A 21583-nucleotide genomic window follows, 5' to 3' on the forward strand; every position below is an offset into this window, starting at 1 on the left:
AGGGCTGACTGAAGGTTCCGTTACTGACTTACCAGAAAAAAGGCTTGCCATGCCTTCGATCGCCTGGCGCTTCCATTGGGCGATCATCGTCTGATGCACGCCATGTTTCGACGCCAACTCCGCCAGCGTCAGTTCCCCACGGATCGCCTCCAGGGCAACCCGTGATTTGAACTCCGCCGCATACCGTTTCCGCGTAACCTTGCCCATAAAACACGTCCTCGTTCAGGCCAGATGATAGCTTATCGCCCTGTCCGAAAAATGGGGACCACTTCTAAATGGCCAACCCGACAGACTGCTAGGAAATTTACGATAAACCGTGTATCTGATTGCGCGGTTTATGTAGTTTACTGACAGAAAGCTCTAACTTTTATGATGGATGGCAAGCGGATTGCAGTGGTTCTGCCAGCGTATAACGCAGCGAAAACCCTGCAACAGACATATGACGAAATTCCGATGGATATCGTGGATGATGTCATTTTGACTGATGACGCCAGTAAAGATAACACGGCAGAGCTTGCGCGTTCACTCGGAATCCATGTTATAGAACATAACAGAAACCGTGGTTACGGCGGCAACCAGAAGACATGCTATGAAAGCGCCTTGGCACGGGGTGCTGACATCATCATCATGCTTCATCCTGACTATCAGTATTCTCCACGCCTGATCCGGGCCATGGCAGCCATGCTGACATCAGGCCATTATGGTGTCGTCATTGCCTCACGCATATTGGGCAAGGGCGCGCTGAAAGGTGGCATGCCGCTATATAAATACGTGGCAAACCGTGCCCTGACCTTGACGCAAAACATCCTCATGAATGCCAAGCTGTCAGAATATCATACCGGCTACCGGGGCTGGCGCAAGGAAGTGCTTGAAGCACTGCCGCTGGACCTGTGCTCGGATGATTTTGTTTTCGACAACCAGATGTTGGCGCAGGTTGTCAATGCAGGCTTTACGATTGGCGAAATTTCATGTCCGACACGTTACTTTGCTGAAGCATCCTCCATTAATTTCCGCCGTAGTGTCAAATATGGCCTTGGCGTTTTGAAAACGTCGGCTGCCTACCGGTTAAACCGTCTGGGTATTTACCGCGATAAAATTTTCAGAAAATGATCATACACCCCAGAAAAAATTATAAGTTCAACAATATTTCCAGAAAAAGCAGCGATTTTAATCGCAAGCTTTTTCTTTTATGTTTTTCTTTTATAATAATTTTTTCTGGTATTATTTTTTTACGGTATGATGATATTTCATATACTGTTCATACTATGCTTGCCCTTGCCAATAGTAACAGTATATATCATAGCTGGATAACCTATGAACTTATCCAGATCATAGTGGCGTTGTGCGGCATCCTGCCCGCTTCAGCCACGGCAATGGGAATTGGCGCCGCCTATGGTATCGTAGACGGCTTTCTCCTTGCCGCGCCCGCAACCATGATCGGGGCGCTGATTTCCTTCGGACTTTCCCGGACTTTCCTGCGCGGCTTCATTCACCGCATCCTGCGTAAAAGCGCCAAACTAGACAAGCTTGATCAAGTTCTCTCAGCAGAAGGGTGGAAAATTGCCTGTCTTTTCCGTCTTTCCCCTATTATGCCCTTTTCCATTACCAGTTATGCACTGGGCATGAGCGCCCTGTCCCTTCGGGCTTATGTAATCGGTACGCTCGCCTCACTTCCGGCGCTGCTGGGGTACATCACCATAGGGGCATTAACGGTACAAGGCTTCAGCTCTGCTACCGATGCAAGCGTTTCATGGGTGCATACTGCCATTCTCGTGATGGGAGGCATAGGTACGGTTGTATTAGTCGGGCACCTTAGCCGTGTCATCTCAAGAATTCTGTCTAAGCATATTGAGTGATCTGGCATTCAGTCGCCTGAACACAAAGGTGACACCTGTCCCATCGACCGGATAACAAAGGCATGAAAGCAGACCGACATCACGAATGTCCAGACGTTCAACTTTCATGCGCCTTTTTCTTTCAGCCCTGCTGTTGTCCAACAAGGCGCAGCATGTAGCCCAGTTCGGTCTTGCTCATCTTCTTTGCCTGCGCCAGCAGGGCGTCACGGTCAATATACCCCATGCGGAACGCAACCTCAGTAGGTGACCCGACCAGCATGCCCTGCCGGGACTGAATGGTCTGCACGAAATTGCCCGCCTGCATCAGGCTGTCGGGCATGCCGGCATCCAGCCAGGCGCAGCCGCGTCCCAACCGGTCAACATGCAGCGTGCCTTCTTCCAGGTACATCTTGTTCAGGTCGGTGATTTCCAGTTCACCGCGTGCACTTGGCCTGACCTGCCGTGCAAACTCCGTCACGCGTTGATCATAGAAATACAATCCGGTCACGGCCCAGCTGGATTCGGGCTGCTCAGGTTTTTCGACAATACTCAATGCACGGCCATGCGCATCGAAAGAGACCACGCCATACCGTTCCGGGTCACGTACCTGATAGGCAAAGACGGTGGCACCTTTCGCCTGCTGGACCCGCTGTGCCGCAGCCTGCAGCAGGCCACTCAGGTGATCGGCAAAGATCAGGTTGTCACCCAGCGCCAGCGCGCAGGGCGCACCATCTATCCAATCTTCCCCGATCAGGAAGGCCTGTGCCAGCCCATCGGGCGAAGACTGGATACGATAGGTGAAACGGACCCCGAACTGCGATCCATTGCCCAGAAGCCGTTGGAACTGCGGCATATCCTGCGGTGTGGTGATGATCAGGATATCCTGGATGCCCGCCAGCATGAGGGTCGTGAGGGGATAGTAGATCATCGGCTTGTCATAGACGGGCAGCAACTGCTTGGATGTTGCAAGCGTCATCGGATGCAGGCGCGTTCCAGACCCACCGGCCAGCAAAATGCCCTTTATCGGCTTGGCTTGTGTCGTAGCGGATGCGGTTGTCATGCTTGGGTTCCCAGCCTCTGGCCTGTATAGCGTTGGGCGCGGATGCCTTCCCACCAGACCCGGTTGTCTAGATACCATTGGACCGTGCGCCGTATGCCGGTTTCGAAATCATGCCGCGCTTTCCACCCCAGCGCCTGTTCTGCGTGGGTGGGATCAATTTCATACCGGAAATCGTGGCCCGGACGGTCGTTGACAAACTGGATCAGGCGTTCACGCGGACCTTTGGGGTCAGGCGCAAGTTCATCCAGCACAGCACAGATGGTTTTGACCACCTGCAGGTTGGTACGGGGCTGGCGCGCGCCAATGGCGTAGGTTTCACCGGGCTGGCCGTGTTCGATGGCCCGCACAAGCGCCTCGGCATGGTCTTCGACAAACAGCCAGTCGCGGATGTTCTCACCCGTGCCGTAAACCGGCAGGTTCTTGCCCTCGATGGCGTTGATGGTGGCCAACGGGATAAGTTTTTCGGGGAAATGCCAGATACCGTAATTATTCGTCGTGTTGGTCACGAAGGTGGGCAGGCCATAGGTATGGTGCCAGGCCCGCACGATATGGTCGGACGCCGCCTTGGATGCGGAATAGGGGCTGCGGGGATCATAGGGCGTGGTTTCGGTAAAGGGCGGGTCGCCAGCACCCAGATGGCCGAAAACCTCATCGGTTGAAATATGATGAAAACGGAAAGCTTTCTGCCGGGCGGCATCCAGTCCCTTCCAGTAGGTGTGCGCCGCTTCGAGTAACGTATAGGTACCAATCACGTTGCTCTGCATGAACACGCCCGGCCCATCTATGGAACGGTCCACATGGCTTTCCGCCGCAAGGTGCATGACGGCATCGGGCTGATAGGTTTCAAACACGTGTTTCATCGCCGGAGCATCAAGGATATTGGCGGCAACGTGGCGGTAAGAGCTGCTGGATGCGACTTCCGCCACGGCCTCGGGCGATGCCGCATAGGTCATGCAGTCGACATTAAGGACACTATGTTCTGTTTTGTGAATGAGGTGTCTTACCACGGCGGAACCGATAAACCCGCACCCTCCACTCAGCACTATCCTCATTGTGTCTATCTAATTCCAAATACTTATTGATTGTTTTACGAAATAAATACAGATCAGTCGATTGCCTTTGCCTCAATTCACCTCATTTGGTCCTCAACTTACCCATAACAAAGACGGAACCATTCGACCTGCCCTGTCACACTGCCATTGTGGCGGCATTTCCGCCAACCATCGGAACCTAAAGTTAAAACTCCGAACCCGATGGTGCCAAGGTTTCATGATACACTTCATTGAGCGTAAGTCCAACCGGCGCCGTACGCGGGCATTGCGGGTTGTGGAAGGCCCACTTCACGATAGCCGTATGAAGCCCTGCCCTGCTTCTAAACACATGCAGATAAACGCATTCGTATTTCAATGAACTGCTACAGACGCCGCGATTTTACATCCGGGACACAGCACGCACTGCTACATTCTGTGACCATGCGGTCGGCGTGACATTAACGGGCAACAAGCTTATCATAAGTGCCATTATTGCCTTATGGGAAAGGAAAAATTCACTGTGGCAGAGCGGCTTGCAAGGCTGGTATTTCCAGCAATGATTGGCACGGCATTCTTCCTTGTCATGGTGGCGCTGTACTGCCTTGGTTTCATGCCGCTCTATCATGAGATCATACAATTCTGGGGAATCAAGCCTTTCGATTTCCCATTCGTTGACACGGATACAGTGCTTTCCGCGATCCGCTGTATCAACAAGGGAGTGGATGTTTATGCCGCCAATCCCTGCGATGTCCTCAATCGTGTATACGACTATTCACCACTGTGGACTGTGCTGAGAGTGTTTCCCATGACACGGGCATGGCTACCTCCGATTGGCATGGGCGTGGATATTATTTTTCTCCTTTCGCTTTCGCTCCTGCCGGTTGGACGGTCGTGGCGGAATGCAAGGTGGATTACGGCGGGCATCGTATCAAGCGCAACCGTGTTTGCAATGGAGCGCGGGAATAATGATCTCGTGCTGTTCGTGCTTGCCGTGGGGGCTGCGACACTGGTGTGCCAGTCCGACAGATGGCGCCTGCTGGGGTATGGGTGTGCCCTGCTGGCCGGGCTGCTCAAATACTACCCCATGACCCTAATGCTGATTGCCACGCGCGAGCGCCCCGGCCGGTTCATGGCAGTTGCCGCCGCAAGTATAATGGCCGTTGCCCTGTTTTCCATTGTGACCTGGCATGATCTGGTCCGGGCATTATCACTGATTCCAACCGGTTCGTATTTTGGAGACATGTTTGGCTCGGTCACGCTGGGCGGTGGCCTGACCGAACGGCTGGGCCTGCCGCCTGTCGCCCTAAAAATCATTCGGCTTGCCCTGTCCCTTTTGGCAATCAGTATTGGGGTACGGCTTGGAACGCGTTCGCATGAATGTGGCGCGCTCACCGTATTGAACGAGCGGGAACGCGCGTTCCTGCTGGTCGGTGCACTGCTGATCCTGAGTTGCTTCTTTACGGCGCAGAATATCGGCTACCGTGCCGTGCATCTCATCCTCGTGCTGCCCGCCCTGTCTGTGCTGCGCGATACCAGCAATATCCGCATTTTCCGGTATGCCCTGCCTCTGGCAATCGGCCTGTTATGGTCAGGCGCATGGTACCATGACATCGTGGCCGTGGCTGCCGCCACAATCCGGCACCATGGTTACAGCCTTGTGCAGACAGGGTTATGGCTTGTGCGAGAGGCAATGTGGTGGTCACTCGTCACACTCCTTGTATCCTGCGTGACAGATCTTCTCCTTGCATCGAATACTGTCAGTGCATGCCTTCGTTATGTTAACAGGCACGCTTATAAGAGCCTGATCCGAAAGTTTTTGAACAATACCAGCCTGTTGTGATTCATCCGTCTTTACGAAGAGATGGAGTGAATGATGACATGGACTGGTATTGCCCGACGTGAACATAGCCGGGAAGGACTGCGATATCCATCGGATATGATGGACGGGGAATGGGCTTTGATCGTGCCATTTGTGCCCCCTGCGAAACGGGGCGGTCGCCCTCGCACGACGGATATGCGCGAGGTGGTCAACGCGATGCTCTACATAGCCTCGGCCGGGTGCGCGTGGCGCCTGCTGCCGAAATGCTTTCCGCCGGTCTCGACCGTCAGGCGCTATTTTTACGCCTGGCGTGATACCGGGCTGTTCGAGGTCATGAATACGGTGCTGGTCATGAGCCTGCGCGAGATCGAGGGGCGTGAAGCCTCCCCGAGCGCGGGCGTGATTGACAGCCAGTCGGTGAAAACTACGGAAAGCGGCGGGCTTTCGGGCTTATGACGCGGGCAGGAAGGTCAAGGGCCGCAAGCGCCATATCGTGACTGATACCTGCGGCTTCCTGATCTTTCTCCTCGTTCATGCCGCCGATATCCAGGATCGTGATGGGGCCGTTGATGTCCTGGCGGCAATACGCAGGCGCTTTCCCTGGCTGCGCCACATCTTCGCTGATGGCGGCTATGCTGGCGAGAAATTGCGATCCGCGCTCGCCTCCATGGGAAAATGGACGGTCGAAATCATCAGGCGGTCCGATACGGTGAAAGGCTTTCAGATCCTGCCGCGCCGCTGGGTGGTTGAACGGACATTCGCCTGGCTGGGACGGTGCAGGCGGCTCGCCAAAGATTGGGAACAATCCATTGCGTCCTCAACCGCATGGGCATTGATCGCCTCGATCCGCATGCTCACACGACGGACAGCAAGGCATTGTCAAGCTTGAAAAACTTTCGGATCGGGCTCTAAGCGGACACTTGAAACTGAAGCCCCCTCGCGGGGGCTGACTGCTCTGTGGCGGCCCGACAGGCCGCCATCCCTTCGGCGTGTGCCGCATCAGTCCGCCGCATGAAACGTCACCTTTATGCCGAACGCCGACATGATGCGGAACAGGCTGGTCAGGTCGAGATCGCCTTTTCCAGACAGGGCTTCCTTCGCAATATCGTCCGCTCCCTGCGCGCGCGCTATGACCGAAAGAGCATGAGCAAACGCCGCTGCGTCGCCATCTGCCCATGCCATGTTCAGAAGTTCCTCCTGCATCCGAGGATCTTGTGCCGCCTTGACGCTATCAAACACATCCAGTCCAGAAGTCTTCATCGGGTATTCCAAGTCCTTGCTATTGGGGCGCGGCAGTAGCTGGTTTTCTATGGTGCCATGCGAGATTTTCTGATTTCCTTCTGTGCTGTGCGGGCGTATCCAGCAGCCCGCAGCGACCAGCTTTTCTCTTGGCTGGTAACGCCATAAGCCGTCAGAAGGGGCAGGGCGACTTCAGGATAGGGAATGATTCTGGCTGGTTCATCCTGATAAGCCAATCCGTAAGCGCCGAACGGGGAAAACCGCACGATCGTCAGATCCGATGGAGCCGGAAAGGCTACCGGCGTGATAAAGGCCCGCATCGGGCGCTGATGACGCTTGAACAAAGTCACCCGGTTCTTGCCTTCGAGAGCCACGTAAAGCGGCATCGTTCCGATACGGGCATATCTCGGGGCCTCTGAGCAATATTTGTCGTTATCGCTCACAATACCATCAGACCATTCCATGATCTCGTGATCGTAATCTCTCCCCTGATCCGGTCGGTCCCGATACTGCCCCGAGATGACAAGCGTCGGGTCGATAGTCTCTGGAACCATGTCATCATAGCTGTAAAACGCATCGGAAAAGGGAAGCGCGTCGCGTAGAAATTTCTTCGGAAAAATCGCCCTGCGTTCGTAGAAGCGTTCATACGGATCATCGACTTCCGTCAGGCTTTCATCCAGTCGGTCCTTGAACGATACAAAAGCTCGACATGCTGAAATCAGTTGAGTGTCAGACAAGATTTTTCTCTTTTTGTGATTGCCATGAAATTCTTTCGGTCATCGGAATGTGGGAGAGCTATCTTTCGGGGGCTTGATCTCCGCTCTAGTTCGTAAGGCCGCGAGCCAGGTGCGCTGCCCCTGTCTCCCGACCAACTCACCGGAGCCAGCCGCCGCCCTGCGCTGCGCTGCGGTCGCCATCTGTCTCCGCCCATCCGGGTAACGATCGGAAGCCCGGTATATCCCCCCGATGCTCGCCCCCCCCAAGGGGGCTGCGCTGATGCCAGCAGCCTCGCTCCGGTCTAGGGGATCATCCACCCCATCTTCCTGCGCTCCCTTTGGTCGCTCCGTGCAGACGGGTCCCCTGAGATGACCCCTAGACCTGCGCTGCGTTGCCGGCGGATCTGAAGGTGTCGGGACGAAAGGCGTCGCTGCGCTGCCTTTCGCCCTGCCGCTGGCAGGTCGAACGAAAGGCTGGGGCTTTGATCCGGTTTTTGGCAAGCGGTTTTTTCGTGCTGAACGGGAATTTTTTCGGAGAATTTTTGCATTTTTCTCTTGCCAGACCCTTATTATATCGCGTATATAATAAGGGCACCGGACGAAAAGGAGGGAGACGGTCTCCCCCATCACCGGGGCCACGGGAGGGTAAACCCATGAATCATTTCGTTTCTTCTCGCTTTTCCCGCAATCTCGGCCGCGATCCGCTGTCCGACGAAGCCCTGCGCCATCTGGCGAAGTCCATCTTCGCGGAAGACAAGCACGAGAGCCGCAGCGACCGATACGCCTACATCCCCACTTATGAAGTGCTCGCGGGAATGCGGAAAGAAGGCTTCGAGCCGGTCTATGCCAAGCAGGGCGGTTCGCGCGTGCCGGGTAAGGCGGATTTTACCAAGCACCTGATCCGCTTCCGTCACAAGGGCGAAGCCGGGACCGTCCGCAAGGTCGGCGGCATCTATCCGGAAGTCGTGCTGGTCAACAGCCATGACGGCACGAGCGCCTATAAGGTCATGGCCGGGCTGATGCGTCTGGTCTGCCTTAACGGGCTGATGGTGTCAGATCGGGAGCTTGCTTCCGTGTCCGTCCACCACAAGGGCGACGTGATGGCGCAGGTCATCGAGGGCAGCTTCAAGGTGCTGTCCGAGAGCTGCCGCGCGGTTGAAGCCGCAGACGCTTGGTCCGGTGTCAGCCTGAACCATGACGAACAGATGATCCTTGCCGGGGCGGCCCATGAAATCCGCTTCGGGGAGGAAGCCGAAACCCCGATCGAGCCGCGCCAGCTTCTGGCCCCGCGCCGCCGTGATGATCTCGGTTCCGATCTGTGGACCGTCGGAAACGTGGTGCAGGAAAACGTCATCCGGGGCGGTCTCCGGGCATGGGGGCGCGATGCCAACGGCCGCCGCCGTCGCGTGTCCACCCGCGAAGTCAAAGCCATTGATGCGGACGTGAAGATCAACCGCGCCCTGTGGCGTCTCAACGAGGAAATGGCCCGGCTGAAAGGAGGCGGAGCATTCATGCAGGACGCCGCCTGATCCCGTCATCCGGCACGCCTCACCCGAGGCGTGCCCCCTGCCCTTCAGGATGGAACGTAACCCATGAGCGAAGCATTCGAAATTGCGCAGACCATTCCCACCGAGCGCCCCTTGAGCTTCGACGAAGCCGCCGCCCTTGTCCGCTCACACGTCGGGACACCGCAGGATGTCGGCTATCAGATGTTCGACAATATCGCCTCGGCCATCAAAGCCCTCTCGCACCAGAGCAGACTTGCCGGGGCCGATTATGATTGCCTGTCATGTGGCAATGGCTGGACCTATGAAGGCATCGACCCCGCACCCGACCCGGCCACCTGCCCCTTTTGCGGAAGGGAGGGCAACTCGCCGTTGAGGGCATGGGAGGGCGAACGCAAAGACATCTGACTCCGGGGGCGATATGCCCCCATTTCCGCGCGCGCCGAACCGGAAGCCCGCTTCGCGGGCTAAGAGTAGCCGGGCGGCCTACCGGCCGCCGTATCCTCTAGCGTAGCCTCTAACGTGTCCTGTTCCGTATCCTCTGGTGTATCCTGAATCGGCCAATTTTCGCACTGATGCCGCGCAAGCTGGGTGCTCGTGCGGGCTTTTTCGGGGGCTTGATTTCCGCTCTAGTTCGTAAGGCCGCGAGCCAGGTGCGCGCACCTGTCTCCCGACCAACTCACCGGAGCCAGCCGCCGCCCTGCGCTGCGCTGCGGTCGCCATCTGTCTCCGCCCATCCGGGTAACGATCGGAAGCCCGGTATATCCCCCCGATGCTCGCCCCCCCAAGGGGGCTGCGCTGATGCCAGCAGCCTCGCTCCGGTCTAGGGGATCATCCACCCCATCTTCCTGCGCTCCCTTTGGTCGCTCCGTGCAGACGGGTCCCCTGAGATGCCCCCTAGACCTGCGCTGCGTTGCCGGCGGATCTGAAGGTGTCGGGACGAAAGGCGTCGCTGCGCTGCCTTTCGCCCTGCCGCTGGCAGGTCGAACGAAAGGCTGGGGCTTTGAGGGGGCGGATACAAGGGTAATTTTTGTCGGGAAACCGCCATTTTCTGTGTGAAAAACTGCATTTTTCTCTTGCCTCTCTATTATTATATCGTGTATATAATAAGAACACCGGGCGGGAAAACGTGGGGGGATGGTCCTCCCTCCCCGCCCGGTGCAGGGAGGGTAAACCCTATGTCACTTCTTTCCGGTCTGGTGGGCTTCCTGTTCCGCTCTAAAAAGATGCCACCTCGCCCCAATCCAGCGGACGTTCTTGATCGCGCCATCACCGATACGAAGGCATGGTACAGCCGCCTGTCCGACCGGCTGGCTGATACCTCGGAAGATTCCTATGCGACCCGAAACGAACTGCGTGACCGGATGTATTATGTCCAGCACTTTGAAGAGGCGATGAAACAGGCCCGGGCCAGCAGTTCCATGACCGTCGATTTCAGCGTCAGGTATGGCGTCTATGATGACGCCGAGGACGACGCGATCGCCCGTTATGAAGCCGCATCATGTGGCCTGGAATATGTCCCAGACGAGCAGCGCGAAGAGGCCGAGTATGCGAGTGCCCTATGGGGTATCACCGACGTACAACAGGCGCTGGAAGCGGCGGGCTTTACCGTCCTCACCGGCTTTCATGCCTACCTGATCGACCCTGAAGAAAGCCAGCGCGCGATGGAAGCCTTCCATGCTGAGATACTGGCCGAGCAAGAGCAGGCAGCCTGCGCCTGAATCCGGGAGAGAGGCCGTCTTGCCGGCCTCTCCACCATTCGCGAGAAAAATTGCATTTTTCTCTTGAACCCTCTTTATTATATCTCGTATATATTAGAGGCGGGCCGGGAGGATAAAATCGTTCGATCCGTCGCACAGGGAGGATAAAATCGTTCGATCCGTCGCACAGGGAGGATAGCCCTATGTCCAAGGAAGACCACGCCGAAAAACAGGTATCGCCTCTTCACAATACCTTGCCGCTGATCCGGCTGGATCGCGACGAATACAGCACGATTTCGGCGATGAAGACAAAGCCGGATCTGATGGCCTACTGGACCCGTAAGGGCCGCGTTCGCGCCTGCGAAGCCGCCGTCCTGCCGGATCTGTGGGTCACGACCATCGGCAGCGACGGCACCGAGATCGAGGGCTTGGTGCTGTCATGCCTGTGGGAAGGTCCACGGGATCAGCGCACCAGCTACGATCTGGACTCTGTTTATACCGTCCTGGTCCCGTTCATCGGCTTCGGTCGGGTGGCGGGCTGGATGACAACAGATACCGTTCTCTCCCGTATCGACAGCACGGGGCTGCGTATCGACTGAAGCGATTCAAAAAACAAACGGGTTTTTGTTGTGATTTCGGCAGGAGGACCGCAGCATGAATGCCATATCGTCAATAAATATGGGCCGGAAGCGGAGCATGACGCAGACAAATGACAGTCCTGCGAATGGCAAGCGAACCGGACCGGTAGCCGATGCGGTTCTTGCCCTGCGCATCATGGTCGATGCACGGACCGAAGCGAAAATGGTCCTGATGGATCTCACGAGCTATGTCGATGCCGTGTCCCATCTGGAAGCCAAACTGGCAGAGGAAGCAGAACGCCAGAATATTTCGGCGGATTTTGAAAAACTCGCCGAGTACAGTCTCGAAGATGCCTTACGGGTTGTCGAGTTCGAGCTGGATGAGCTGATGGCCCATCTCATGAGCCTGGCCGTGGCGATGAAAGCAGAGAATGCGCCAGTCGAGCGCATCCGATCATGGGTGCAAAGCGCGGCCGATACCTACGGCATGGCCTTCCGGATCATGGTGCCCGTGTCACGGCTCAGATCACTGGTCGATGCCGCCCTACGGGAGCCGCCCCCTGATGACGCCGAGCCAGCCGGGGAAGCTCACCTGGACGACTAGGCCAGCAGGCACGGACGATCGTGGTAAACGTCCGTGTCTCTATTATATCGCGGATATAAAAGGATGAAGCGATGACTGATCGCGTGAGATACGAAGCTCTCGTCCGCCGCTATGAGCGGATGTCTGTTGCTCGGCCGGGATACCCGGTCGGCGCCGATGGCCCCTTCCCCGCACATATCCGCGTGGGATCGGTTCGTTTGCCCGTCCAGATGGAGGGCGGCCGGATCGTGGCGCTTGGCACCCATCCCCTGCCCCGCCAGGTCCTCGCGGATCTTCTGGTCGGGCTAGAGCGTGCGTGTCGGGTGTCATCGCGTATGGGAGGGCTGGCGTCATGACCTACCTCGCATCGCGACGGGTGGCGAAGCATCGCCATGTCTATCTGGCCGGCCCGGACCTGTCGGTCCTGGCTGTCAAGGAAAGCCGGGACACGGCAGCACGGTCGGCCGTGCAGCTCGCGCGCAGGCGCGGCATGTCGGTTTCCCTGTGGGCAATGGACCTGAAATTGAGGCCCGGATCGAAGATCCGGCCCCGCTATGGCATCTATCTCGGAGAAGCGCATGTTTGACCCTGCCCACGGCAGCGGGCGGCCGGCTCTCTCGTTATTATATCCGATATATGTTAAAGGAGAGGATCTGTGCCTTGAAAGAGTTTCGATGTCTGAATCCGCGTCTGCTGTCCCTGTCCTTGATCGCACCCCGCGCCTGACGCTGTTCCGCGTCAAGCCCGCAGTGCGCCGGCAGCTCGAAGAGTATGTAAACGATAACGACACCTCCATGCGCTGCGCCATCCTTCAGGCGCTGAACACGATCGGCGTGCATGTGGAGCGCGAGGATCTGGTGCCCGAACGCAAGCGGCGTCTCAAACCGCACACGGGCGACGACACGGGCGAGCTGGTCGGGCTCTCTGTCAGCCTGCCGGTCTATGTCCGCGTTGCGGCAGAACTTTGGATGCGCGAGCACCCAGGAATGCGCCTCGTGAACATGGTCCTGACCGGACTGAAGGAAATGGGCTTCGAGATTGATGACGAAGACCTGACTGCAAAATGGACCTGGAAACCCTTTGTGGGGTGACGCTCACAGCCCGCCAGCTCAAACCAACAAACCACGGAAAAAACCCATGACCGCGAAACAGGACAATCAACGGGCGGCACTGGCACGCCTGATTAAAATTGCAAAGGGTGATACGGGACAATCGCGACGTGTCGCGGATTTCCTGCTGGCATGGTGGAATGCAGGATCGTGCGGATCGTTTGATCTCACGTCGCTATGGGCGCTCGATAGGGCCATCGTGGAAGATATGACAGTCGTTTTCGGTCTAATTGGTCAGGCCGGCAATTACCCCGATCAGCTCGATCCTACCCTTGGCCCGGAATTCGCCGCGATCATCGCGCAATGGCGACCGGCACTGGCCGATCATAACCAGATGACGATGCGTTGACCGCAAGGTGCTGGCCCCAAGGGCCGCGCCACCCCATAACGAGTTGATCTCTTGCGGCCTCATGGCGAGTGTGCGCTAAACCGCGGCACGATATAAGAGCCAAGTTCATCAATGACTTCTGATGCCGGACGATGGCCATACTTGAGATTGAGAATTACATGATCGACGCCAATCGACTCAAGCGACTCCAATAGCGCCATCAGATGATTTCGACCCAGCCGGTAGCCCAGATGGATTGACACCGGCGGTGCGTCCGGACGTACGTCCAGGTCAATGTAAAGCGACTGGAGGAAAGGTTTGTAGACGTCCCCAACTTGGGCTTTGACCGCCTCTCGCCATTTCGCCACCATCGTCTTCTGCAATTGGGGTGCCCGTGGATAGGTGATCCACCCAGAACTCTCCCGCGCGATCCATTCTATGGACTGGCGACTGTTGCCCGTCACGAAAAATGGGATCTCGTCCGTAGTCGGCTTCGGAATCAGGTCCGCACTCTCCAATCGGCCGCTACTCCATTGCAGCGGCTCGAAGCTGGTTCGCTGAGCTTTGCGGATCACTTCCAGATGTTCTTGGAAAATGTTGCCTCGTTGATCCGGGTCAACGTCAAATGCAGGGAACTCCACAGGTCTGTCGCCCGAGGCGACGCCCATTAGGAAGCGGCCACCACTCAACTGGTCCACGCTTGCAGCCGCCTTGGCCGTGTGCAGTGGGTTGCGCAGCGGGATCGCTATCGACGCAGTTCCCAGCGCAATTGTGGACGTCTGTGCTGCGATGAAGCCCAAGTAGACCCAGGGATCAAAAACCTGGCCTACATCGCCGAAGCTGGGATCGCGCAACGGCACGTCCCGGAACCAGAGCGCGGAGAAGCCCAGTGCTTCCGCACGACGGCCCAACTCGACCTGGTTGCACATCGTCGGCGTATCGCCCTGGAAGGCCTCGATGGGAAAAAACAGCCCCAGTCTCAAGTGGCCGGCCTTGAAGGCTCGACCGAACCCCCGGTGCTGCTGATAAGGGGTTGTACTTGGCTGATACATTTTCAGGCTCCTCTGGCCTCAAGGTTTCCATCATCCGCGCGCAGCGTCACTGCCGCGTCGAAGCTGCGAACGCGGCCAGTCCTGAGTGATGCGCTCAGGCAAATCCGGGTTGGTGATGAAGGGACGACCGAACGCGATCAGATCGCCCCCATCCCGCACCTGCTCGCTGACGGAAGGGGGCGGCCATAAGGTCGTTCGGAATGGGCGGGAGCACGATACGGTTTTTCAGGGTGGAAGGTCCCAACAGTGTGCTTCCAAACAGTATTTCCCCGCCCATTCCAATATTCCTAAATATCCAGAAACCTCGATGTTGTTAGGGAAAATCTTGGCGATGAATTGAACTCAAAACACGCCGAGCGGCGCTTCGTTCAGGCTGATATAGATGTTCTTCTTCTCACTGTACGCGTCCAACATGGACTTGTGAGTTTCACGACCGAGACCGGACTTCTTGTATCCACCGAACGGGGCATGGGCCGGAATTTCGTGGTAGGTGTTGACCCACATACGACCGGTTTCGATGGCCCGTGCCACACGGATTGCACGGTTGATGTCCTGGGTCCAGACAGCGCCAGCTAGGCCATAGTCGGAAGCATTGGCCAGCGCCACCACTTCGTCTTCATCCTTGAACGGCAGCACGGTGACGACCGGTCCGAATATCTCCTCTTGGGCGATGCGCATGTCATTGCGCACGTCGACGATGATCGTCGGCTTGATGAAGAAGCCGGCATCGTATTCACCGCCAGTCAGTCGCTCACCACCCGTCAGGATGCGGGCACCTTCTTCCTTGGCCAGCTCGATGTAGCCCATGATGCGGTCGGTCTGGATCTGGCTGACCTGGGCACCCATCTGTGTATTAGGGTCGAGTGGATTGCCCACGCGAACCTTTTCAAAGCGCTCCTTGAGCTCGGCGACGAAGCGCTCATAGATTGACTCATGCACGAACAGGCGAGAGCCGGACTCGCATACTTCGCCCTGGTTCCAAAGAATGCCAAGTGCAGCCGCCTCGACAGCCCGATCCCAATTGGCATCAGGAAATATGATGTTGGCTGACTTCCCGCCAAGCTCTAGCGTGGCGGGAATGATCCTCTTGGCTGCCGCAGCCGCCACGACTTCGCCGATACGCGTCGAGCCGGTGAAAGCGAGCTTGGCGATCTGGGGATGATCGAGAATCGCTTGGCCAACCTCTGTGCCCAGACCAGTGACGACGTTGACCACGCCGGCCGGAAGAACCTTGGCGAAAATCTTTGCCAACTCCAGGATCGTGACCGGTGTCATTTCCGATGGCTTGATTACCACCGTGTTGCCCATGGCGATCGCTGGGGCGATTTTCCAGGCAGCCATCAGAAGAGGGAAGTTCCAAGGGATGACCTGACCGACTACGCCGAGTGGTTCGCTCAGCGTCAAACTCATCGTCTGGTGGTCAAGCATGGAAGCTTCATCCGAATGGCTGCGTATCGCACCGGCGAAGTAGCGAAAATGGTCGATGGCCAGCGGCACATCCACTCGGGCCTCGCGGACCGGCTTGCCGACATCCATGCTCTCAAACGCCACGAAACGCTCGGCATCGGCTTCGAGCAGATCGGCAATCTTCAACAGCGCGTTGGCACGTTCAGCCGGAGAAGTCTTGCCCCAGGACTTGAATGCGTGGGCAGCCGCCTGGACAGCACGGTCTACGTCTCCAGCCGTGCCGAGCGGAATCTTGGTGAGGAATGCACCGTTAGCCGGGTTGATACTGTCGATGGTCTCGCCACTTTCACTGTCAACCCATTGGTTGTCGATGAAATGACCGTAGTGGCTATCAGGGGCATGGTTTGGAGTGGTCTGGTTGTGTGTCAACGCGGTGAACTCCTGTGACCTGTGTGAATGACATAGCCAACATAGCTACATATCGCGATATGTCTATATCTGGATTTATAGATGCATGGTGTCGTACTGTGTCGTGTGCGCAAGTGCGCTCGCTGTTTTGCCCCGCTAAACTAAGCCTTCATGCTTAACTGTGCGTCCGCCTACTGCTTAATCCGATAAGAGAACACGTTTCGATTGAAATCTGAGACATCGATTTTTTGTCGGTTTAGCGCGGTTTTCATTGAGAAAAATGTGAATTTCTGCGAAATTCCTGTTCCCACGAATAGGGAATCACAGCCATGAAGAGACTGCTTATTGCAATCGGGGCAGCAATGGTCGGCGTCGCTGTTTCGTACTCGCCCGCGGCCCACGCAGAGCCTTGCGCGACCTTGTTGTGCATGTCGGGCATGCCCGCATCTGGTGCTGGATGTGGCGGACCTATCAGCGACTTCTTCAGCATTCAGGTATGGGGCTTTTGGGGATACGAGCCAGGAGCAACGGCGACGAAGCGAGCGGCCTATTTGAACTCGTGCGCTGGCGCCGCAGAGAACGAGGCGATCGTGCAGCGGATTATCGGATCATACGGAACGCTGCTCGCAGCCCCATAATAGATGATATGGTTCCTATCTCTGCGCCTTGGTAAAATATCGGGAAGAGGGTTCCGGGAATGATATTTTACCAGTCATTCGCTATAGTATTTTGGACGAGTGGGACTGGCCTGCTCACTTATTAAAGGAAGTCCATCATGGTCGATGACAGCGAAGACTTGCCCGAATGCGAACCTGCACCGATTGCCTCCCAACCTGCACCTGAAGACCCCCATAGGGCTACGATGCTGCTGTTTCACCAACTACTGTTTCGAGTAATGAGCTGGGCAGGAGAAGGGTATCGTATTCCTCGGGTCAATCTGGAAGGGGAAGCCATCGCGAATTTGAAAAAATTTGTGGTGGATAATGGATGGGGCTCGATCGCTATCCGAGAGAACATCAAAAACGCGGTTGTCAGGATAATTGGCGCGCGCGTTGAACAATATTGCAAGGATCATCCCGAGACAAAATTGGTTGATGAGCGCTCACGTATGATGAGTGAAGTGATGGACTATACTGCCCGCGCGAACATGATCAGTGATTTTATCCTGGCCAAGCCGGCAAAGCCACTCCGTCGGCGATAAGATCGCGTGGTCATCCAAGTATTCCGCACTGCACGTCAGTCTTGTCTTGGCGAACAAGACTAGAGTTTTACGATAACGGATGATGCGTGCGGGCTTTTTTCGGGGGCTTGATCTCCGCTCTAGTTCGTAAGGCCGCGAGCCAGGTGCGCTGCACCTGTCTCCCGGCCAACTCACCGGAGCCAGCCGCCGCCCTGCGCTGCGCTGCGCTGCGGTCGCCATCTGTCTCCGCCCATCCGGGTAACGATCGGAAGCCCGGTATATCCCCCCGATGCTCGCCCCCCCAAGGGGGCTGCGCTGATGCCAGCAGCCTCGCTCCGGTCTAGGGGATCATCCACCCCATCTTCCTGCGCTCCCTTTGGTCGCTCCGTGCAGACGGGTCCCCTGAGATGCCCCCTAGACCTGCGCTGCGTTGCCGGCGGATCTGAAGGTGTCGGGACGAAAGGCGTCGCTGCGCTGCCTTTCGCCCTGCCGCTGGCAGGTCGAACGAAAGGCTGGGGTTTTGAGGGGGCGGATACAAGGGTAATTTTTGTCGGGAAACCGCCATTTTCTGTGTGAAAGACTGCATTTTTCTCTTGCCTCTCTCTTATTATATCGTGTATATAATAAGAACACCGGGCGGGAAGGCGGGACCAATCCCCAGCCGCCCGGTGGAGGGAGGGTAAACCCTATGTCAGATGTTTATCTGTCTGTTTTCGCCGGAGTATTCGGTGTTTTAACCTTTGTTTTCTTTGCCGCCGCGTATCTGTCGGAAGTCCCAGAGGCTCCATCAGAAGGCGTTCTGGAAAACCCGCGCTGTCTTCTTTGTGGCGCTCTTGCCTGTTGCTGTTTTGGCAGCTTCGTCGCGCTGATGTTCTGCCTCACACTTATCAATCATTGAAGGAGCTCAACCATGTTCCCATCCATCAATCTCTCTGGTCGTGTCGGCAAGGATGCGACGCGCAAGACGTTCGGTAACGGCGGCGGATATGTGGTTTTCCGCGTAGCGTGCTCGAAGAATGTTCGTTCGCAGCAGTCCGAAACCGGCTGGCGCGAGCTGACCGAATGGGTCGAAGTCCGCGTCGATCTCCGGCAGGAAAAGCGCGCCGAGTATGTCGAAAAAAATGCGACACAGGGGCGGCAGGTTGAGGTCCGGGGTGATCTGCGTTCAGCCACGTTCCGGCCGCAGGGCGCAACCAATGATGTCACGATCTGGTACGTCGATCCGATGGATTTCGAATTCAAGGGCCGTCCCGTACAGCAGCGCGGGCAGGGGGCCGATGCTCCACCGGCCGACCAGTGGGAGGGTGAAGATCCGTTCGACCGGAAATAAGCAGGGGAGGGGAGCCGTCTTCGGGCGGCTCTTCGCTTGATTTTTCAGGCCTGTTCGCGCACATGCTATCGTGTCGTCGCGTGACGGGTTTACCCTCCCATATTTGCTTCGCAAGATGCAGACACGCGGCGACACCATCCCCATAAATTCTTGGTTCCGCTTGCAAAAGCGGCTATTATGACCGCTTACCAGTCAGGAGTGAGCGTGATGGGACAGACCCTTTCCGCCAGACCGATCAGCGCAGACGAATCCGCGCAGCGTCGTCGCGCCGTCGAGGAAGCCCGGGCGGCAAACTACCGGCAGGGATATGTCCATGATCCGGTTCTCGAAGAGGCGAACGAACGCTATATCCGGGGCGTAATTTCGCTCGAAGACCTGCGCCGCGAGATGCGCGACGCCATCCGGGCCGGTCGCTAATTCGCGGCCGCCATGAGTGCCGGCGATCCGGGGCGCGGTTATACCTATCCCACCAATTCCAACGATCCGGATCAGCAGGATGTCTTGCGCAACCGGCTGGACCTGCGGTCGCGCGCGGCACTCAATCGGGCCGAATACAGGATCACCAGTGACCGCATGATCGACATCCGGCTGGGCTCAGGCCCGGCCGGTAATTTCGATGCGGCGCACCTGAAAGCCATTCATCAGCACCTCTTCGGCGAGATTTACGAATGGGCCGGACATACGCGCAACGAACGGCCCGTTGTGGATGGACGGCCGGTCGAGCCTATCGAATTCATGACCAAGGGCAGCACGACTTTCCTGCCGGGTTCGAGGCTCGATCGCGGACTGGCCGAGGCATTCCGGCCGATCCGTGATCCCGATGTCCTGAAGGGCTCTAACGTCGAGCAGTTTTCCGCCGTGGCCGGTCGCGTCATGTCCGAGCTTAATTTTGTCCATCCTTTCCGCGAGGGAAATGGGCGGGTTCAGGAAGCCTTCATCGCCACGCTTGGACAGAAGTATGGGCATGATGTCGATTTCTCCGTTATCACCAAGCCGCGAATGCTGGCCGCCTCCATCGCGGGTGCTGATGACCCTGCCAACCCGGCCATGCGTCATCTGGTCGAGGACGCGACGGACCGCGGAAGGGTGGCTGCCCTTCGGACAGCGTTCGAGCATCTGCGACAGCAGGGTGCGGAGCCTTTGGCCCAAGACGTACGGACCGCGCGTCCCGGCGAACAGATCACGGGCGTACTGCTCGCCACAGATACGCACAGCAGCAGCGTGAACACGGGCAAGGGCATCATCGTCGTACCGACGCAGGATCTCGGCCGCCAGAGGGCGGCCTCAGGCGACGATGTGACCGTGACTGTCAAATCCGGGTTCTCCGCAGCTGCGGCAGACCGTACAGCGCAGGAAAAGCCCGCCGCCAGCCAGCGCGCTGCAAGCTACTGGTCCGGCCAGGTGCAGAAAGGGCAGGGCGCGCGATCCAGCCCCGCAGGCGTTATGAAGGAACCGGACGCGCCCGCAGCCAAGCCGCGAGGCCCGAAGCTCCGCTAACCAGAAGGACCGCGCCCTGTTTCTTTCTCCCGAAACGCTCTGGTTGATTGGCGGCTCCTGCGTAATTGGTGCGGTCGTATGGCATGTCCGCCGCCGGCCGCTTGGCGAGGCAACGCTGGCGACGCTCTCGCCCGGCACGCCGGCCGAGAGCGTGCAGGAACTGCCCGAGCAGAACCAGACAGGGCGGGAAGCTATCCTGCGCAAACGCTATCAGAGGCCATCGTGTGGAAAGTACGCTAAACAACGTTTAGCATGAACAGTAGAAGAACGTCTGGGTAGCGTGATCTTGTCTGAGGGCAAGTCGCTGTTTCTTTGTTGAACAACGGCAAGCAGCACGGAAGTTAGCGGATGAAATATTCGCTAACGCGCCAATATGGCTGTTCACGAGAAAGTACGACGGTTTCAACCGCGTTGGGTTTGTTAGCGAAACGCGTCTGGAACTGAATGATCTGATAGTCACCCGCCGGCGTGCCCGGCAGCGTTTTTGTCTGCATCACGCTTTGGAAGGTGCGTGATGACGGGCGTCCCAACGGTTGTCGTACAGACTGGATCGTAGTGGCCCACTGCGCCGAGGTGATCTTTGCCTTGAACAGTGTGCCTGCGGCTTGCCAGCTTGCATCCCACTGCCCTTCATCAAGCAATTCGACCCATTTGCGGGCATCCGCCGATGCCTTTGTTTCGGCAGGACGGGCAATGCTTGTCGAAATATTCTGGGCGGAAACCCGGGCGTCGTCCTGCCCGCTGATGGTCAAAAGCGCTGCGGCCGCAATGATAAGAGACATGATAAGCATTCCTCCGGTAAGCCTGTTCTGAAAAGCATAGATTGGCCCGATTGGCCAGTTTATGATGTTTTGAAAGCATAAATGGGCCGGCTGCTCGTGATCACTTCAGCATAAGTTGGCTGCAGAAGGCAGCTTGTCACAGCTGCATGGTTGGGTCGCCGCCTCCCGGCGCTACATATAGGCGGGTGCTTTAGGGCTACTTTTCGGCTGGCGGTTTTGTCGACTGCTCGGGAAGCCTCGTGTGGGGTTGATCGAAAAATTCACGTTGCATTTCAAGAAACCGGTACTTCGGTTCTTCCACCCGCTTGCGATAAGCCGGCGAAAGACACCACACCAGCACCACGGCGAGGACACATACGAGCAAGGCAATGACGATGAAGGCAAACATGCAGCGGTCCCTCGATCAGGTAACGATGGTGACATT

Annotated in this window: 29 protein-coding genes; 18 read left to right on the forward strand and 11 right to left on the reverse strand. The window is 57.2% G+C overall.

Annotated features, from left to right (window positions below):
• Positions 1-207 (reverse strand): transposase (locus tag GOB87_RS10605; protein ID WP_166316404.1); only part of this gene is annotated, 207 nt, incomplete at its 3' end.
• A gap of 162 nt (positions 208-369) precedes the next feature.
• Between GOB87_RS10605 and GOB87_RS10610 the strand changes: the two genes are divergently transcribed.
• Both GOB87_RS10610 and GOB87_RS10615 read left to right on the forward strand, forming a co-directional pair.
• On the forward strand, positions 370-1110 hold the full coding sequence (locus GOB87_RS10610; RefSeq protein ID WP_166316407.1) for a glycosyltransferase family 2 protein: 741 nt from the start codon (positions 370-372) through the stop codon (positions 1108-1110).
• The gene (locus tag GOB87_RS10615) at positions 1107-1856 is read left to right on the forward strand and encodes a TVP38/TMEM64 family protein (protein WP_129552042.1); all 750 of its coding nucleotides are present in this window, start codon (positions 1107-1109) and stop codon (positions 1854-1856) included. Before GOB87_RS10610 ends, GOB87_RS10615 begins: the two co-directional genes overlap by 4 nt.
• Before the next feature lie 121 nt (positions 1857-1977).
• Here GOB87_RS10615 and rfbA read toward each other — a convergent pair whose 3' ends face one another.
• Together rfbA and rfbB are read right to left on the reverse strand one after the other, a co-directional pair.
• Complete coding sequence (gene rfbA, locus GOB87_RS10620; protein ID WP_129552041.1) at positions 1978-2895, reverse strand: glucose-1-phosphate thymidylyltransferase RfbA; 918 nt, start codon at positions 2893-2895, stop codon at positions 1978-1980.
• A complete protein-coding gene (rfbB, locus tag GOB87_RS10625) occupies positions 2892-3947 on the reverse strand; it encodes a dTDP-glucose 4,6-dehydratase (RefSeq protein ID WP_129552040.1) in 1056 nt (351 codons plus the stop codon). Before rfbB ends, rfbA begins: the two co-directional genes overlap by 4 nt.
• A 535-nt stretch (positions 3948-4482) precedes the next feature.
• Here rfbB and GOB87_RS10630 point away from each other — a divergent pair.
• Entirely contained in the window at positions 4483-5766 is a 1284-nt protein-coding gene (locus tag GOB87_RS10630; protein ID WP_242006318.1) for a hypothetical protein, read from the forward strand.
• 33 nt (positions 5767-5799) lie between these two features.
• A protein-coding gene (locus GOB87_RS10635; RefSeq protein ID WP_408737134.1) for an IS5-like element IS1031A family transposase occupies positions 5800-6634 on the forward strand; the annotation gives its coding sequence in 2 pieces (ribosomal slippage) (positions 5800-6195 and positions 6197-6634; 834 coding nt in all).
• 110 nt (positions 6635-6744) lie between these two features.
• On the opposite strand, the gene GOB87_RS10640 is transcribed toward GOB87_RS10635, so the two are convergent.
• Positions 6745-7005: a helix-turn-helix domain-containing transcriptional regulator gene (locus GOB87_RS10640; RefSeq protein ID WP_035367658.1), complete on the reverse strand. Its 261-nt coding sequence runs from the start codon at positions 7003-7005 to the stop codon at positions 6745-6747.
• A 47-nt stretch (positions 7006-7052) separates the two neighbouring features.
• Positions 7053-7721, reverse strand: coding sequence for a hypothetical protein (locus GOB87_RS10645; RefSeq protein WP_035367659.1), 669 nt, complete (start codon positions 7719-7721; stop codon positions 7053-7055).
• 632 nt (positions 7722-8353) lie between these two features.
• Here GOB87_RS10645 and GOB87_RS10655 point away from each other — a divergent pair.
• From GOB87_RS10655 to GOB87_RS10700, 9 genes are all read left to right on the forward strand, one after another.
• Positions 8354-9229, forward strand: coding sequence for a DUF932 domain-containing protein (locus GOB87_RS10655; protein ID WP_035367761.1), 876 nt, complete (start codon positions 8354-8356; stop codon positions 9227-9229).
• Positions 9230-9292: 63 nt separating this feature from the next.
• Positions 9293-9613 (forward strand): hypothetical protein, encoded by a 321-nt coding sequence (locus GOB87_RS10660; protein WP_035367763.1) that lies wholly within the window; start codon positions 9293-9295, stop codon positions 9611-9613.
• Positions 9614-10383: 770 nt separating this feature from the next.
• The gene (locus GOB87_RS10670) at positions 10384-10926 is read left to right on the forward strand and encodes a hypothetical protein (RefSeq protein WP_035367704.1); all 543 of its coding nucleotides are present in this window, start codon (positions 10384-10386) and stop codon (positions 10924-10926) included.
• 182 nt (positions 10927-11108) lie between these two features.
• A complete protein-coding gene (locus GOB87_RS10675; RefSeq protein WP_035367697.1) occupies positions 11109-11504 on the forward strand; it encodes a hypothetical protein in 396 nt (131 codons plus the stop codon).
• 97 nt (positions 11505-11601) lie between these two features.
• On the forward strand, positions 11602-12087 hold the full coding sequence (locus GOB87_RS10680; RefSeq protein ID WP_228120936.1) for a hypothetical protein: 486 nt from the start codon (positions 11602-11604) through the stop codon (positions 12085-12087).
• Positions 12088-12158: 71 nt separating this feature from the next.
• Positions 12159-12422 (forward strand): hypothetical protein, encoded by a 264-nt coding sequence (locus tag GOB87_RS10685; protein ID WP_228120939.1) that lies wholly within the window; start codon positions 12159-12161, stop codon positions 12420-12422.
• Positions 12419-12652 carry a hypothetical protein gene (locus GOB87_RS10690; RefSeq protein WP_035367701.1) on the forward strand — a complete coding sequence of 78 codons (234 nt, stop codon included), beginning with the start codon at positions 12419-12421 and terminating at the stop codon, positions 12650-12652. The genes GOB87_RS10685 and GOB87_RS10690 overlap by 4 nt, the downstream gene beginning before the upstream one ends.
• Positions 12645-13157 carry a hypothetical protein gene (locus GOB87_RS10695; RefSeq protein WP_242006319.1) on the forward strand — a complete coding sequence of 171 codons (513 nt, stop codon included), beginning with the start codon at positions 12645-12647 and terminating at the stop codon, positions 13155-13157. The genes GOB87_RS10690 and GOB87_RS10695 overlap by 8 nt, the downstream gene beginning before the upstream one ends.
• A 46-nt stretch (positions 13158-13203) precedes the next feature.
• Complete coding sequence (locus tag GOB87_RS10700) at positions 13204-13524, forward strand: DUF7673 family protein (protein ID WP_075595226.1); 321 nt, start codon at positions 13204-13206, stop codon at positions 13522-13524.
• Between the two features lie 59 nt (positions 13525-13583).
• Here GOB87_RS10700 and GOB87_RS10705 read toward each other — a convergent pair whose 3' ends face one another.
• From GOB87_RS10705 to GOB87_RS10725, 4 genes are all read right to left on the reverse strand, one after another.
• On the reverse strand, positions 13584-14555 hold the full coding sequence (locus GOB87_RS10705; RefSeq protein ID WP_075595225.1) for an LLM class oxidoreductase: 972 nt from the start codon (positions 14553-14555) through the stop codon (positions 13584-13586).
• A 30-nt stretch (positions 14556-14585) separates the two neighbouring features.
• Positions 14586-14714, reverse strand: a complete 129-nt coding sequence (locus tag GOB87_RS10710) for a hypothetical protein (RefSeq protein WP_198911712.1) — start codon at positions 14712-14714, stop codon at positions 14586-14588.
• A 183-nt stretch (positions 14715-14897) separates the two neighbouring features.
• Positions 14898-16391: an aldehyde dehydrogenase family protein gene (locus GOB87_RS10720; protein ID WP_166316416.1), complete on the reverse strand. Its 1494-nt coding sequence runs from the start codon at positions 16389-16391 to the stop codon at positions 14898-14900.
• Between the two features lie 247 nt (positions 16392-16638).
• Positions 16639-16860: a hypothetical protein gene (locus GOB87_RS10725; RefSeq protein WP_155116683.1), complete on the reverse strand. Its 222-nt coding sequence runs from the start codon at positions 16858-16860 to the stop codon at positions 16639-16641.
• A 285-nt stretch (positions 16861-17145) separates the two neighbouring features.
• On the opposite strand from GOB87_RS10725, the gene GOB87_RS10730 reads away from it, so the two are divergent.
• The 5 genes from GOB87_RS10730 (at position 17146) to GOB87_RS10755 (ending at position 20377) form a co-directional block, all read left to right on the forward strand.
• On the forward strand, positions 17146-17571 hold the full coding sequence (locus GOB87_RS10730; protein ID WP_035367714.1) for a hypothetical protein: 426 nt from the start codon (positions 17146-17148) through the stop codon (positions 17569-17571).
• A 667-nt stretch (positions 17572-18238) separates the two neighbouring features.
• Positions 18239-18448, forward strand: a complete 210-nt coding sequence (locus GOB87_RS10740; RefSeq protein ID WP_007284577.1) for a hypothetical protein — start codon at positions 18239-18241, stop codon at positions 18446-18448.
• Positions 18449-18460: 12 nt separating this feature from the next.
• A complete protein-coding gene (locus GOB87_RS10745) occupies positions 18461-18880 on the forward strand; it encodes a single-stranded DNA-binding protein (protein WP_035367547.1) in 420 nt (139 codons plus the stop codon).
• A 207-nt stretch (positions 18881-19087) separates the two neighbouring features.
• Entirely contained in the window at positions 19088-19297 is a 210-nt protein-coding gene (locus GOB87_RS10750) for an antitoxin VbhA family protein (RefSeq protein ID WP_035367548.1), read from the forward strand.
• A 12-nt stretch (positions 19298-19309) separates the two neighbouring features.
• Positions 19310-20377, forward strand: a complete 1068-nt coding sequence (locus tag GOB87_RS10755) for a Fic/DOC family protein (protein WP_166316419.1) — start codon at positions 19310-19312, stop codon at positions 20375-20377.
• A 341-nt stretch (positions 20378-20718) separates the two neighbouring features.
• Here the strand turns inward: GOB87_RS10755 and GOB87_RS10760 are convergent, their stop codons facing one another.
• A complete protein-coding gene (locus GOB87_RS10760; protein WP_166316422.1) occupies positions 20719-21168 on the reverse strand; it encodes a DUF4019 domain-containing protein in 450 nt (149 codons plus the stop codon).
• Between the two features lie 187 nt (positions 21169-21355).
• Positions 21356-21547, reverse strand: coding sequence for a hypothetical protein (locus GOB87_RS10765; RefSeq protein ID WP_010516191.1), 192 nt, complete (start codon positions 21545-21547; stop codon positions 21356-21358).
• Positions 21548-21583: the final 36 nt, after the last annotated feature.

It is taken from the genome of Acetobacter estunensis (assembly GCF_011516945.1).
In the GTDB taxonomy this organism is placed as follows: Bacteria; Pseudomonadota; Alphaproteobacteria; order Acetobacterales; family Acetobacteraceae; genus Acetobacter; species Acetobacter estunensis.